The following is a 12,997-nucleotide window of genomic DNA, read 5'->3' on the forward strand; positions in this document are numbered from 1 at the left end:
GATGAAGAAGGCAGTTGTTGTTGGCGCGTCGTCGGGCATTGGTCGCGAGGTGGCCCGCCTGTTGTTGCAGCAAGGTTGGTCGGTTGGGTTGGCCGCTCGTCGTGTGGAACCCCTTCATGCGTTGGCCCACGATTATCCGGACCGGGCGTGGGTGCAGGCCATCGATGTTACCCGCGACGACGCCCCGCAAGCCCTCATGGCGCTGATAGGTCAGATGGGCGGCATCGATCTCTATTTCCACGCCGCTGGTGTGGGATGGCAAAATGCTGCCCTCGATGCCACCAAGGAGATGCGCACGCTCCTCACCAATGGGGTGGGGTTCACGCGAATGGTGGGTGAGGCCTATCGCTACTTTGCCGAATGTGGAGGCGGCCATATAGCCGTCATATCCTCCATTGCTGGCACCAAGGGTTTGGGAGCCGCCCCGGCATACAGTGGAACCAAGGCTTTTCAGAATGTTTATGTGCAAGCCCTGGAGCAGCAGGCCCACATGCGCCATCTGCCCATTCGCTTTACCGACATCCGTCCAGGCTTTGTGCGCACCGATTTGTTGGGCGATGGTCAGTCCTATCCCATGTTGATGGAGCCACGCCTGGTGGCTCGCGCCATTGTGCGCGCCATCGATCGGCGGCGCCATGTGTGCGTCATCGATTGGCGCTATCGTGTGCTCACCTTCTTCTGGCAACTGATCCCCGACGCCTTGTGGCGCCGCGTCAGCGTTCACACGTAGTCCACTGATGGTTGGCTAAGCGCTAAAGGTTGTGGTGGTCTGTCCCTGCTGATGGCTTGTTTTGGCAGATACCCTCCAGCCCGCTGGTAGTTTTGGTGCTGTAATAATATTTGATGCTTATTACTTCGTCAAGCTTCGTCCACCCTTTCTTATGTCACCTCGTTGAGAGGGTGGACGTCGCAAAACTTGCTATGACTTCAAGGCGGTCGATAGAGCCTAAACGAAACAATGGAGAATCATAATCCCAAATAGGTCATTAGATTTCAATTCTTGTTAGTGTTTGTTTCGAGCAGGTTGCGACAGGCGCAGTGAAGGCATAGCTGACTATGTCGAAACGCAAATGGAAGCAAGATGCCGAAAGAAACGCTGGCAAGAGTAGGAAAGAAACAATAACATTCTGCTATTTTTCCTATTTCGGTCTAATGACCGATTGGGGATAATGGAAGCCTGTTATCCGATAAGGGGTAACGAATCAAAAACAACTTGGTATGGTTTGAACATTCTTCATGAAAGCTCAAACCATACCAAGTTGCTTTATGTGGGTTGCGTAGCGTTTGTGGTGCGCTTTGCAGCCCGATGGGGTGGGATCTTTACATCCTCACCGTCTTGTTCAATAGCCAGTTGTCCAATATAACCATGGCCGCCATGTCCTCCACGATGGGCACCGCCCTTGGCGTTACGCATGGGTCGTGTCGTCCTCGTGCGTCGATGGTGGTGGCGTTACCGTTGAGGTCGATGGTGGGTTGTGGTCTCAGCAGGGTGGCTACGGGCTTAAACGCCACGCGGAAATAGATGTCCTGTCCATTGCTGATGCCGCCCTGAATGCCTCCGCTGTGGTTCGTCGGTGTGTTGGCAGCGTGTTTTTCCAACTGTTTGGCATTCGTGTCACTGTCCTGTTGGTGGCTTTCGGGCAGAAAGATGTCGTTCACCTCCGATCCGCGATGCTCCACAATGTCGAACCCGTCGCCATATTCGAAACCTTTCACGGCATTGATACCCAACATGGCAGCCCCGAGTTGGGCATGGAGTTTGTCAAATTCCGGCTCGCCCAGTCCCACCGGACAGCCTTTGATGACACATGTAACCACACCCCCGATGGTGTCGCCCTCAGCTTTCACCTTCATGATCAGTTCCTCCATCTCCTTGGCTTTTGCTGGGTCGGGACACCTAACGATGTTGTCTTCCGCCTTCGCCAAGTCGTAGCGTCGGTAGTCGCGGTCGATGGCAATGTTGCCCACTTGCGACACGTAAGCCTGTATGCTGATTCCCAGAGGGCGCAAGGCCAGTTTGGCGAGCGCTCCACCCACACAACGGCTGATGGTAACGCGGGCCGACGAACGGCCACCACCACGATGGTCGCGCACACCATATTTATTATAATAGGTGTAATCGGCATGTGAGGGACGGAACAGCTGGCGCATGTTGTCGTAGTCGTTCGAGTGCTGGTTGGTGTTCTTCACCACGAATCCGATGGGTGTACCTGTCGTCTTCCCCTCAAACACGCCACTGAGCAATTGCACCCTGTCGGCCTCGTTGCGCTGTGTGGTGATGCGGCTTTGTCCTGGTTTCCTTCTGTCCAGCTCATGCTGTATGAAGTCCATGTCCAAGTCTATGCCAGCCGGCATGCCGTCTACCACACCGCCAACCGCTTCGCCGTGGCTCTCGCCAAAGGTGGTTAATGTGAATATGTTGCCAAAAACATTCCTCATGGGGCAGCTTTCTTTGGTTTGTTAGTCGTTGTGATGGCAGTGGCAATGTCCGTCGCCACCATGCTCATGGTTGTGGCACTTGTCGCCATGTCCGTGGTTCTTGCATCCACCCTCATGGTTGTGGCATCCGCCCTCATGGTTGCATCCACCCTCGTGGTTATGGCATCCGCCCTCGTGGTTGCAGTGCCCGCAACCTTCTCCGTCGCCGTTTCCTTGCAGTGACTCCACGAAAGCCTGAATCTCTTCGTTCGTAGCTTCGTGGGCTTCGAGTATCGATCCCTTGAAGGTCAGTGTGCGTCCAGCCAGGGGATGGTTCAGATCCACTTTCACCTTGTCGGCTGTCACTTCCATCACCACGCCGTTGAAACGGTTGCCATCCTCGTTTTGCAAGGGGATGATGGCGCCCTTTCTAACATGTTCAGCGTCGAAACGACCATCGATCACAAACATCTCCTTGTCCAGATCGATGACATGGCAGTCCTCGTAAGCACCGTAAGCATCCTCAGGAGCAAGCGTAAAGTCGAAGTTGTCGCCTGTGGAAAGGTTCTCCATCTGCTTTTCGAAGGCGTCGAGCGCAATGCCCATGCCGCTGATGAAGGTGAATGGGCGACCATCAGCAGTTTGCTCCACGAGTGTGTGTTCGCCGTCTGTGGTGTCGTAAAGTTGGTAAGCAAGGCTAATCAGCCGATTGGTTTTGTTGTCCATTGTCATTAATACCTTATTTAATATATAGATGCAAAGGTACTACTTTTTTCCCCAATTCAGCCTTGATGGGGCGCAAAAGAACATACCAATTTCTAAGTATTGCGCCAAAACCATAATTTTTAGGTATTGCAATCACGCCCGAAACCCACTACCTTTGCAATCGTCATTCAAATAAAAAACAAAACGATCATGAGTAAGACTATAGTTGTTTACGGTTCCACAACCGGAACATGCGAGAGCATCGCACAGACCCTTGGCGACCAGTTGGGCGCCGAAGTTATCAACGTTTCCGACCTTACGGCCAACCAGTTGGCTGAGGCCGACAATATCGTGCTGGGCACCTCCACTTGGGGCGCTGGTGAGCTGCAGGACGATTGGTACGACGGCGTTAATGTCGTGAAGTCGGCCAACCTGTCGGGTAAGCGTGTGGCCCTCTTTGGTTGTGGCGACTCAGCCAGTTATTCCGACACGTTCTGTGGAGGCATGAAGGAACTGTACGATGCGGCCGTGGCGGCTGGAGCTACAGTGGTGGGTGCCGTTCCCACCGACGGTTACACGTTCGACGACTCCGATGCCGTGGTCGATGGCCAGTTCGTAGGGTTGGCTCTCGATGATGTCAACGAAGACGACAAGACTTCGGAGCGCATTTCCGCTTGGCTTCCCGCTCTTGGGTTCTAATCCCATTAACCATTCCCCCCTCGTCGTTCAGTCGTAGATATCGATCCCATAAACCCATGACCACACTGCCCATCGAAATGAAGGTTCTCATGAACCATATCTATGAGTATCAAAAAGGAGTTCGCCAAATGGTGCTCTACACCTTTAACCGTCGTTACTTGGAGTTTGCCGAGCAACGCCTGCAGCGCCAACAAATACAGTATGTGGTGCAACCAGCTGGTCGGGGAACGGTCAATCTTTTCTTTGGCAGCAGTGAGTGCATGGATGCCATCCGGCTGATGGTGACGCGCCCGCTCAACGAATTGTCGCCCGAGGAGGACTTCATCCTTGGCGCTCTCTTGGGCTACGACATCCGCCGTCAGTGTGAACGCTATTGCCAGCGCAAGTGCAACGGATGCCCTTGCAATGGGTGTTGAATGTTGGATGGTTCGTCAGCCAACGACATGAAACGATATTCTTGTTCGCTATATAAATAGAATTTGTAATGTTTTTGTATAACAAGTGAAGGGCTCGCTGTGAAGCGGGCCTTTTATTTTCGCCTGTTTTTTTATTCGAAGCCACAATTTGTAATTGTTGATGAAGCACCTTTTGCGAAAATAATAGTATCTTTGCATGAGTCAACGAAAAGGTTATAAAAATGAAGAAAATCAAGTTGTTCTTGTTGAGCGTGGCGAGCTTGTTGCTCGTCTCAGCCTGTGGCACGACAGAGACCGTGCCTCTCACAGGTCGCAAACATCAAGTGTCTTCCAATTATTCCAATGCCCAGATGCTGAGTCTCGGCAGTCAGGAGTACACCAAATTTATGTCAACGGCCCAAAAGAGCACCGATGTTGCCAACTCGGCCATGGTGCAGCGCGTGGGCGAACGCCTTTCGAAGGCCGTCACTTCTTACCTGAACAGCCACGGATACGCCTCCGATGCCAGCAGCTTCCAGTGGGAGTTCAACCTCGTTCAGAGCAAGGAGGCCAATGCATGGTGCTTGCCTGGTGGTAAGATCGTTGTCTACGAGGGCCTGCTTCCCTATACCAAGAACGAGACGGCCCTGGCCATTGTGCTGGGCCATGAGATAGCCCACGCTGTGGCAAAGCACTCGGCTGAGCAGCTCACCAAGCAGAGCAACCAGAACGTTCTCACCCAGGTGGTTGGCACGGCTGGTCAGATGATGGGTGGCACCGCGGGCACAATAGTCCAGGCAGGCGCATCGGTGGCAGGCAAATACGCCTTCCCTCTGATGAACCTCAAGTACAGTCGCTCCAACGAGACCGAGGCCGACTACATGGGACTTATCTTCGCCGCTATGGCCGGTTACAATCCTGAGGAGGCCATACCCTTCTGGAAGCGCATGTCGTCGGGCAGCAACAGTTCCGATTTCTTCAGTGATCACCCCTCTGACGAGAAGCGTATCGCAGCCCTGGAGCAGCACATGCCCGAGGCCAAGAAGTATTACGACGCTGCTGTAGCGGCAGGCAACCAGGCCATTAAGCCCGTCACCAAGAAGACAACCACTAAGACCAGATCGAAGAAAACCACATCAAAGCGCAAGTCAACTGCCAAGAAATCATCTTCGACCCGTCGCAAGTAATCATCTCACCCACCCCTAATCCTTGTAAATTATGAATATTTGCATCGTTTGTGGAGCACGCCCCAATTTCATCAAGGTGGCTCCAGTTATCCGGGCCATTGCAAGCGCCAAGGCGCAAGGCCATAACATCGATTATCGCTTGGTTTACACTGGCAGTGCCGACGACCCCACGGTGGAGCCATCGATCTTTGCCGACCTTCAGATTGCCAAGCCCGATGAGTATCTTGGTGTCACCTGTTCCAACCTCAATGAGCTCACGGGTCAGGTCATGTCGAAGTTTGAACAGTATCTCCAGACCCATCCCACCGACACGGTGATTGTGGTCGACGATCTGGCTTCCACTATGGCCACAGCCATCGTTGCGAAGAAGCAGGGCGTTCGGTTGGCCCATATTGCCGCTGGCACCCGTAGCTTCGACATCAGCATGCCCAAGGAGATCAACCGTTTGGTCATCGACGGCCTGAGCGACATCCTGTTCACGGCGGGCATTAGCAACAACTCCATTGCCAATCGCGAGGGTGCCGAACTGTCGAAGGTTTACATGGTAGGCAATGTGCTGATCGATAATCTGCGCTTCTTTGCCACCCACCGCGGTCAGCCCAGTCAGGCTTCGTTGCCCATCGATTTGCCCGAGCGCTACTTTGTTTTCACGCTCAATCGCAAGTTGCTCATTGCCGACCGTCCGAAGTTGCGCTCACTGCTCGAGGCCATTGTGGCCCATGCAGGCGATGTGCCAGTCTACGCTCCGCTGCACGGTTTGGCACGCGAGGCTGTTAGCGAATGCCTCTCTGCCCTTGGCGGCAACCACTCGTTCCACCTCATCGACCCCGTTCCTTACTTGGCATTCGAGAACATGTTGCGCCGCGCCGCAGGCATTATCACCGACTCGGGCAATGTGGCCGAGGAGGCAACGTTCTACCAGGTGCCTTGCATCACCCTCAATAGTTACACTGAGCACATTGAGACCGTGAAGGTGGGAACCAACGTCCTGGTGGGCGAAGACGCCGAGCGGTTGGCCAGCGAGGTGACCCGCATGGTTTCAGGCCAATGGAAAGAGGCCGGCATTCCCGACCGTTGGGATGGTCGTTCGGCTGAGCGCATTGTTCAGATATTGATGGAACACGAGTAAGAGGCCAACAGAAAGCCATGCAATCCATTGTTTGATTCAGTGGATTTCACTATGTTACCCTATGACATTCACCACATTTTATATTAAGAACATGGTTTGCGACCGTTGTCGTATGAGCGTCGAAAAGGCGCTATGCGACAACGGTTTGCGTCCTGTTGAGGTGGAGTTGGGCGTGGCTAAAGTTGAGGGCGAAGTGAGCGATGAGGCCCGTTCCCGCTTGTCCGATACCCTACATTCGCTTGGTTTCGAACTCCTTGCCGACCGTCGGCTGCAGCTTGTAGAGCAGGTGAAGGCCGCCGTGATACGCCTTGTGCGCTATCCCGACACCCCGTCGGCGCTCAACCTCTCCGATTATCTGCAGCAAGCGCTCCACATGGAGTACTCTTCGCTATCCAAACTCTTCTCCGAAGCCACCTCCATGACCATCGAACGTTACTACATTGAGCAACGTATAGAGTGTGTCAAGGAACTCCTTTCCTACAACGAGCTAACGCTCACCGAGATAGCCTATCGGCTTCATTATTCGAGCGTGGCCTATCTCTCCAGTCAGTTTAAGATGGTTACGGGCCTTACGCCCACCGCTTATAAGAAACTCCAGCGCAAGGACCGGAAGGCCCTCGACCAGATTTAGGCGCTACCATTTGGCATGTGTTCGTTCTCGAACGCAGCCATCCCGGTAGCCGTTTTTCCTCTATCGCCATGGCCAGTACCACGGTTCATGGTTCCTATGCATGCTTATGATTCCAGGAATCTTCCGTTCTTGAGGCGCCAACTTGCCCATTTCCTGGTTCTTACTCCCCCTGATGTTCCAACGTTCACCCTCGGATGCGCTCTTGCTTGGCCCTTAATAATCTTGTAACATTTGTCCATTATTCCATAATATTATTCTTTGCGAAGTGTGTACCTTTGCATTGGTGAGGCCCTCCTTGGCGTTTGGGAAGAAAAAATATCCCAGTGCTTGTGGGGGCAATTCCTATCATTGTTATTATCATTCAAACAATATAAAAGTTATGGAAAAGAAGAATTTTGCCGTTAGCGGCATGAAATGTGTTCACTGTAAGGCCCGTGTGGAAGAAGCCATTCGTGCCCTCGATGGCGTGGTGAGCGCCGAAGGCAACCTTGCCGAGGCATCGGTCGCTGTGGAGTACGACCCAACCCGGCTGAGCCCTCAGCAGATCAAGGACGCTGTGGACACCTGTGGCCGATATGAACTGACCCTTTGACGTGCCATGAAACAGACTCTTCCCGTTGTGGGCATGGCGTGCGCCGCTTGTGCGGGCAGCGTGGAGCGTAAGCTCAACTCGCTGAAAGGCGTGACGAACGCGTCGGTCAACCTCGTAGGGCGGAGCGCCCTCGTCGACTACGATCCCGCCCAAGTTACGTTGGAGGCTATGAAACAAGCCCTCAACGACATTGGTTTCGACCTTGTGATCGAGCAAGACCGTTCGGCCGACGCCATCCGTCGCCGTGAGTATGTGTTGCTTTTGCGTCGCGCCATGCTCTCGTGGTTGCTGTCGTTGGCAGGCATGTGTGTTGGCATGCGCTTGGTAGACGTGGGCGGCCCGACCGTCTCCAACCAGTTGTCGTTGCTCATAGCGCTTGCCAACCTGTGGTTTTGCGGGCGTGCGTTCTACACGAATGCCGTTCGCGAACTGCGCCACGCCATGGCCAATATGGATGTGCTTGTGGCGCTTTCCACCCTTGTGGCCTTTCTCTTTTCGGCCTACAACACCTTTTGGGGCGACCCCTCCCAAACCTATTTCGACTCGTGTGGCATGATCATCACCTTTGTGCTCACAGGCCGCTTGTTGGAGGAGAAAGCCAAGGATGGCACGGCCATGAGCATCCGCAAGTTGATGGGCCTGTCGCCCAAGACCGCCCACGTGGTTAGTTACGATGAGGCAGGCAACGCGCCCACGGTCGAAGATGTGCCCGTGGCCACCATTGAGGTGGGCGATGTGTTGGAGGTGCGTCCAGGCGAGCGAGTGCCCGTCGATGGCGAAGTGGTTGCGGCCGAGAGCTTTATGACGGCCGATGCCGCCTACGTCGATGAGAGCATGATAACCGGCGAGCCGCTGCCTGTGGAGAAACGTAGCGGCTCGCGCGTGCTGGCCGGCACCATTCCCTTGCAAGGAAAGTTGCGCATGAGGGCCCGACAGGTGGGCGAGCATACTGCCTTGGCGCGCATCATCAGCATGGTGGAGGCCGCCGAGAGTTCCAAGGCACCCGTGCAGCGCATCGTCGACAAGGCCGCCCGCGTGTTTGTTCCCGTGGTGGCCACCTTGTCGCTGCTAACGTTTGTGGTGTGGATGGTTGTGGGCGGATGGGCCGTGTTGCCCCAAGCCCTTGTGTGTGCCGTTACCGTTTTGGTGGTGGCCTGTCCGTGTGCCATGGGCCTGGCCACCCCCACAGCCCTCATGGTGGGCATGGGCAAGGCCGCCGAACACCACGTGCTGATCAAGGATGCCACCGCCTTGGAGCGCTTGCGCAAGGTCGACGTGGTGGTAACCGATAAGACCGGCACGCTGACCAAGGCCAACCAGCAGGTGGATTTCACCCAGGCCGACTCGTTGCCGTATGATGTTCGTGAAACGTTGAAACCCCATGCCCTTGAGGCCATGCAAACGTTGCAAGGCCATGGTGTGGATGTTTGGATGATGAGTGGCGACCGTGAGGATGCCGCCCGCTACTGGGCCGACAAGCTTGGCGTAGCCCATTACAAGGCTGGCTGCACGCCCCAGGACAAGGAAGACCTTGTGAGGCGGTTGCAAGCCGAAGGGAAACGAGTGGCGATGATAGGCGATGGCATCAACGATGCGCAAGCCTTGGCGTTGGCCGATGTGTCGATAGCCATGGCCGATGGCACCGATGTGGCCATGGATGTGGCCCAAGTGACGCTCATGACCGACGACCTTCGCGCCCTTCCTTACGCCATGCGCCTGAGTGGCAAGACGGTAAGCATGATATGGCAAAACCTCTTTTGGGCCTTCGTGTATAACCTCGTCAACATACCCTTGGCCGCTGGTGTGCTCTGGCTCTTCTATGCCGAGCCCCCCATTCGGCTCACACCCATGTGGGGCGCTGCGCTCATGGCCTTCTCAAGTGTCAGCGTGGTGCTCAATTCGCTGCGTCTTCGCTTTGTGGCCAACCGATAACTGACGGTTGGCCATCCCTGCGGCTGCGACGCATTAGTTGTTGTGTGGTGTCGGGTAATTGTATTGGTCCCAATAGCCATTGGAGCCTTTGGGATACCAATTCTTCTCGACCGATATTTCCAGCGAGAAGGTTTTGTTGGGCGTCCAACGCACGGCGGCGCCCAGCTTATCGCCCATCTCATTGTTTAGATAAGGCAAACAGCCCCATCCGTAGAGTCCCCGATGATAGGGCGAGTAGCCCATGTATGTGGCTCCTTGGTTTACCAGCGACTTTTGTCCGTAGACATAAGCCGCCCAATGGTCGTTGAACTGATAGCCCAACTCGGCCGTCAGTCCACCGCTGGTGTAGCTGTCGCCGTTCCAGTTGATGTGGTTGATGTAACCGCCACCGGCTACCCATCCTCGCTTACCCAGCGGTTGCAACCATGAGGCGGCCAACCGCTGGCCGAAGCCGCCTCCGTGGGCGTGTTTGCCAAAGGTGGCAAAGGCGCTGAGGTCGAGGCTCACGTTGAGCCCCTCGTGCAGGGGGGCATTATTGTAATAGGTGGAGTAGGGCGTGGGATACCACACCGTGCTGTCGTTTTCCTCCACCTCAGCAGCAGGCTTGGGGTCGGCCTTGCGCTTTGTGGCGGCAGGCACGCCCACGGCGGTGGCGAGGCTTGTTGAGGGCGACGTCATCAGTTGGGGCTGCATCGACTGCGGTTGCAGTTGGTAGGCAGTTCCAATGGGCTTCATGGCCGATGGCGTCTTAAACGACGAGAACTCGGTCTGCGCCATCAAGGCCGAGGCCATGCAGGAAACCATGACAAGTGATGCGATTCTTTTCATGCGGTTACTTCTTTGTCTGCAAATATACAAAGGTCTTGGCGTAGGACGCACTTGCTTATGGATTTTTATTATTGTTTTGGTTAAAGAGCCTTAAAATAAGGCTTCCAATAAATGTTGTTTGTCACAAAAGCGCGATGATAACGTATAGGTTTATGAACGTTCACGTGTGGGCCCAATACTAACGCAACGCCCGAGAAGGCCCTTTGCGTGGACGTGGAAAAACGAAGGCCGATGGTCGACCGTCGGCTTGTCCAGATCATTAACCATCCCCGTGGCGTTGCCCCCAATGTAATGAAACAATCCCAGTGGAGCCTCTTGACCCTATTGCTCCTGTTCGCCGTGTTGACCGCTCATGCCGCTTCCAAAAAAGTAGTGGTGAAACAGCCCGGCACCTTGTTGCAAAGTTTATCTGCCAACCACCTGAAACGCATCAGTAGGCTTACGGTGGAAGGCACTCTCGACGCCAACGATTTTGAGGCGATTCGCCTGATGGCCAGTACGAAAGCCAAGGATGGCAAGCCCGGAACCCTGAGAAGTCTCGACCTCTCGAAGGCGCGCCTTCAGGTTGATTACCGCAATCTGCCCGACAGTTTGCTGGCACATTGCGATGTGCTCACCGACCTGGCGTTGCCCGATAGCCTTTTCAGTATAGGTTATAACAGTTTCGAAGGTTGCACCTCGCTCAAGCGTATCACCTTTCACAACGTTTTCTATGTGCCCTATACGCTGTTTCGTGACCTGCCCTCCCTGGAGTCGGTAACGTTCAAGGGACGCGTGTGGCACATCGACGGTACCCCATTTCTGAACCTCCCCAAGTTGCAGCGCGTAACATTTGGCAGTACGGTGGTCCGCACCGGCGGCCCCCTGTTGGCCAAGAACTGTCCGCAGTTGAGCCAAGTGTCGTTCAAGGGCATGATTCTCGACACCCATTTCCAGCAAGTGGAAGAGTGCTCGCAACTCAGCCAGATAGCCGTGGAGGGCTATGTGGGTTACCAGCGTGGCAACCTGTTTGTGGGTCGTTCGCTACCAGAAGGTGGCGTAGCCATGGCCGACTCGGTGGCGCGTGTGTTTGAGCGCGATAGGCAACAGTCCAAGGAAGTGGTCGATGGCTTTGGATTTGCAGGCGTAGCCTATAACTTGGCCTGCCTCTATTCGCTGAAGAGCGACACCGCCTCGGCCCTTCGGTTCCTCGACCTCTCGTATGCGTTGGGTCCCATGAGCCAGGGATACGCCCACATCATGCGCGACCCCGATCTCGACAATGTGCGCCATACCGCCCGTTTTGCCCAGTATGTCGAGCGTGTGCGCCAACTGACCGACTACCTCTATATCCTCCGCCAGGCGCCAGCCTACGAAACCGGCAAGGAGGCGAGTGGCAAGCGTTTCACGTACGCGCCGGCTTCCGACGAGCGACTGATGCGCATACGCCATTACTTCAACCTCGACAGCATTGCGGGCAAGGGCGATGAGGTGAGCCAGTTGAAGAACGTCATGAACTGGCTCCACGACCAGATTCGCCACGACGGAAGCAGTGGCATTCCCAATGTAAAGCGTAGCGCCATCGAACTCTATGATGCCTGCAAACAGCAGAATCGCGGGCTCAACTGCCGTGGCATGGCCATTGTGTTGTCGGAACTTTACATGGCCCTGGGCCATCCCGCGCGCTTCATGACCTGCCAGTCGAAAGCTTACAACACCGATCCCGACTGCCATGTGATATGCGAGGTGTGGAGCCAGCAACTTGGCAAGTGGCTGTGGATGGATCCCTCGTTTGCCGCCTTTGTGAGCGATGGGCAAGGCCATTTGCTCAGTATTGCTGAGGTGCGCGAGCGTCTGCGCACTGATAAGCCACTGGTGCTTAACGAGGATGCCAATTGGAACCATGAGGTGAAGCAAACCAAGGAAGACTACCTCGACAACTACATGGCGAAGAACCTCTATTACCTCTCGTGTTACTTGGAATCGGGAGCCAACACTGAGGATGGCACCCACACCTATGTCACCATTCAGCCCAAGGGCCAATCGTTCCCCGTAGGAGGTGTGGTTACCCACGACGACGCATGGTTCTGGCAAGCCCCAAACGCACAATAAGACAGGCGAGGCACCATCAGCCAGTGCAGGCTGATGGTGCCGATTGGCAGTGCCGGAACGTCAGTAATGAGACAGAAGGGCGTGGGCAATAACGTGTGGCAGAATGATTGGGTGCGTAAAATACGCAACAAACTATATTGAAATCTACACATTTGTTTTCCATCGCAGAAATATTTGGCGCAAATATGCGATTCTTAGAAGATTTTTATAATATTCTAATATCCAACGAGTTACAACGAGAAGGGCCTTTTGGGCGATCAACATCCCGCCCTTTACGCTGCGAAACATGCCTAACCGCAGTGCGAAACATGGCTAACCGAGACTCGAAACATGGCCGATCGCATCACGCTTTGGCATGTATCGCAACTCGAAAGACGCCAAACCGCGTGC

At 54.8% G+C, this 12,997-nt stretch carries 12 protein-coding genes; 9 read left to right on the forward strand and 3 right to left on the reverse strand.

Going from position 1 to position 12,997, the window contains the following annotated elements:
• Nucleotide 1: 1 nt before the first annotated feature.
• A complete protein-coding gene (locus tag KM934_RS00530; RefSeq protein WP_215758604.1) occupies nucleotides 2-730 on the forward strand; it encodes an SDR family NAD(P)-dependent oxidoreductase in 729 nt (242 codons plus the stop codon).
• Between the two features lie 590 nt (nucleotides 731-1,320).
• Here KM934_RS00530 and aroC read toward each other — a convergent pair.
• Together aroC and KM934_RS00540 are read right to left on the reverse strand one after the other, a co-directional pair.
• Nucleotides 1,321-2,439: a chorismate synthase gene (gene aroC, locus KM934_RS00535; RefSeq protein ID WP_215758605.1), complete on the reverse strand. Its 1,119-nt coding sequence runs from the start codon at nucleotides 2,437-2,439 to the stop codon at nucleotides 1,321-1,323.
• Between the two features lie 21 nt (nucleotides 2,440-2,460).
• Entirely contained in the window at nucleotides 2,461-3,144 is a 684-nt protein-coding gene (locus KM934_RS00540) for an FKBP-type peptidyl-prolyl cis-trans isomerase (RefSeq protein WP_215758607.1), read from the reverse strand.
• A gap of 189 nt (nucleotides 3,145-3,333) precedes the next feature.
• Here KM934_RS00540 and fldA point away from each other — a divergent pair, with 189 nt between their 5' ends.
• The 7 genes from fldA (at nucleotide 3,334) to KM934_RS00575 (ending at nucleotide 9,688) form a co-directional block, all read left to right on the forward strand.
• Nucleotides 3,334-3,822, forward strand: a complete 489-nt coding sequence (fldA, locus tag KM934_RS00545) for a flavodoxin FldA (protein ID WP_215758609.1) — start codon at nucleotides 3,334-3,336, stop codon at nucleotides 3,820-3,822.
• Between the two features lie 56 nt (nucleotides 3,823-3,878).
• On the forward strand, nucleotides 3,879-4,238 hold the full coding sequence (locus KM934_RS00550; RefSeq protein ID WP_215758610.1) for a DUF2023 family protein: 360 nt from the start codon (nucleotides 3,879-3,881) through the stop codon (nucleotides 4,236-4,238).
• 221 nt (nucleotides 4,239-4,459) lie between these two features.
• Entirely contained in the window at nucleotides 4,460-5,404 is a 945-nt protein-coding gene (locus KM934_RS00555) for a M48 family metallopeptidase (RefSeq protein ID WP_215758611.1), read from the forward strand.
• Nucleotides 5,405-5,435: 31 nt separating this feature from the next.
• Nucleotides 5,436-6,533 carry a UDP-N-acetyl glucosamine 2-epimerase gene (locus KM934_RS00560; protein WP_215758613.1) on the forward strand — a complete coding sequence of 366 codons (1,098 nt, stop codon included), beginning with the start codon at nucleotides 5,436-5,438 and terminating at the stop codon, nucleotides 6,531-6,533.
• 61 nt (nucleotides 6,534-6,594) lie between these two features.
• On the forward strand, nucleotides 6,595-7,164 hold the full coding sequence (locus KM934_RS00565) for an AraC family transcriptional regulator (protein WP_215758614.1): 570 nt from the start codon (nucleotides 6,595-6,597) through the stop codon (nucleotides 7,162-7,164).
• Between the two features lie 379 nt (nucleotides 7,165-7,543).
• Nucleotides 7,544-7,756 (forward strand): heavy-metal-associated domain-containing protein, encoded by a 213-nt coding sequence (locus tag KM934_RS00570; RefSeq protein WP_215758617.1) that lies wholly within the window; start codon nucleotides 7,544-7,546, stop codon nucleotides 7,754-7,756.
• 6 nt (nucleotides 7,757-7,762) lie between these two features.
• Nucleotides 7,763-9,688 (forward strand): heavy metal translocating P-type ATPase, encoded by a 1,926-nt coding sequence (locus KM934_RS00575; RefSeq protein WP_215758618.1) that lies wholly within the window; start codon nucleotides 7,763-7,765, stop codon nucleotides 9,686-9,688.
• A gap of 33 nt (nucleotides 9,689-9,721) precedes the next feature.
• On the opposite strand, the gene KM934_RS00580 is transcribed toward KM934_RS00575, so the two are convergent.
• Nucleotides 9,722-10,516, reverse strand: coding sequence for a hypothetical protein (locus KM934_RS00580; protein ID WP_215758620.1), 795 nt, complete (start codon nucleotides 10,514-10,516; stop codon nucleotides 9,722-9,724).
• A gap of 291 nt (nucleotides 10,517-10,807) precedes the next feature.
• On the opposite strand from KM934_RS00580, the gene KM934_RS00585 reads away from it, so the two are divergent.
• Nucleotides 10,808-12,607, forward strand: coding sequence for a leucine-rich repeat protein (locus KM934_RS00585; protein ID WP_215758622.1), 1,800 nt, complete (start codon nucleotides 10,808-10,810; stop codon nucleotides 12,605-12,607).
• The last annotated feature ends 390 nt before the right edge of the window (nucleotides 12,608-12,997 follow it).

Origin of the sequence: Hallella faecis, assembly GCF_018789675.1 — a bacterium.
Taxonomy (GTDB): Bacteria; Bacteroidota; Bacteroidia; order Bacteroidales; family Bacteroidaceae; genus Prevotella; species Prevotella faecis.

What these genes read in the sequence shown, in the direction of transcription:
- KM934_RS00585 (WP_215758622.1), top strand. Translation starts at nt 10,808, where the DNA reads ATGAAACAATCCCAGTGGAGCCTCTTGACCCTATTGCTCCTGTTCGCC.
- KM934_RS00560 (WP_215758613.1), top strand. Translation starts at nt 5,436, where the DNA reads ATGAATATTTGCATCGTTTGTGGAGCACGCCCCAATTTCATCAAGGTG.
- KM934_RS00555 (WP_215758611.1), top strand. Translation starts at nt 4,460, where the DNA reads ATGAAGAAAATCAAGTTGTTCTTGTTGAGCGTGGCGAGCTTGTTGCTC.
- KM934_RS00575 (WP_215758618.1), top strand. Translation starts at nt 7,763, where the DNA reads ATGAAACAGACTCTTCCCGTTGTGGGCATGGCGTGCGCCGCTTGTGCG.
- aroC (WP_215758605.1), bottom strand. Translation starts at nt 2,439, where the DNA reads ATGAGGAATGTTTTTGGCAACATATTCACATTAACCACCTTTGGCGAG.
- KM934_RS00540 (WP_215758607.1), bottom strand. Translation starts at nt 3,144, where the DNA reads ATGGACAACAAAACCAATCGGCTGATTAGCCTTGCTTACCAACTTTAC.
- KM934_RS00570 (WP_215758617.1), top strand. Translation starts at nt 7,544, where the DNA reads ATGGAAAAGAAGAATTTTGCCGTTAGCGGCATGAAATGTGTTCACTGT.
- fldA (WP_215758609.1), top strand. Translation starts at nt 3,334, where the DNA reads ATGAGTAAGACTATAGTTGTTTACGGTTCCACAACCGGAACATGCGAG.
- KM934_RS00530 (WP_215758604.1), top strand. Translation starts at nt 2, where the DNA reads ATGAAGAAGGCAGTTGTTGTTGGCGCGTCGTCGGGCATTGGTCGCGAG.
- KM934_RS00565 (WP_215758614.1), top strand. Translation starts at nt 6,595, where the DNA reads ATGACATTCACCACATTTTATATTAAGAACATGGTTTGCGACCGTTGT.
- KM934_RS00580 (WP_215758620.1), bottom strand. Translation starts at nt 10,516, where the DNA reads ATGAAAAGAATCGCATCACTTGTCATGGTTTCCTGCATGGCCTCGGCC.
- KM934_RS00550 (WP_215758610.1), top strand. Translation starts at nt 3,879, where the DNA reads ATGACCACACTGCCCATCGAAATGAAGGTTCTCATGAACCATATCTAT.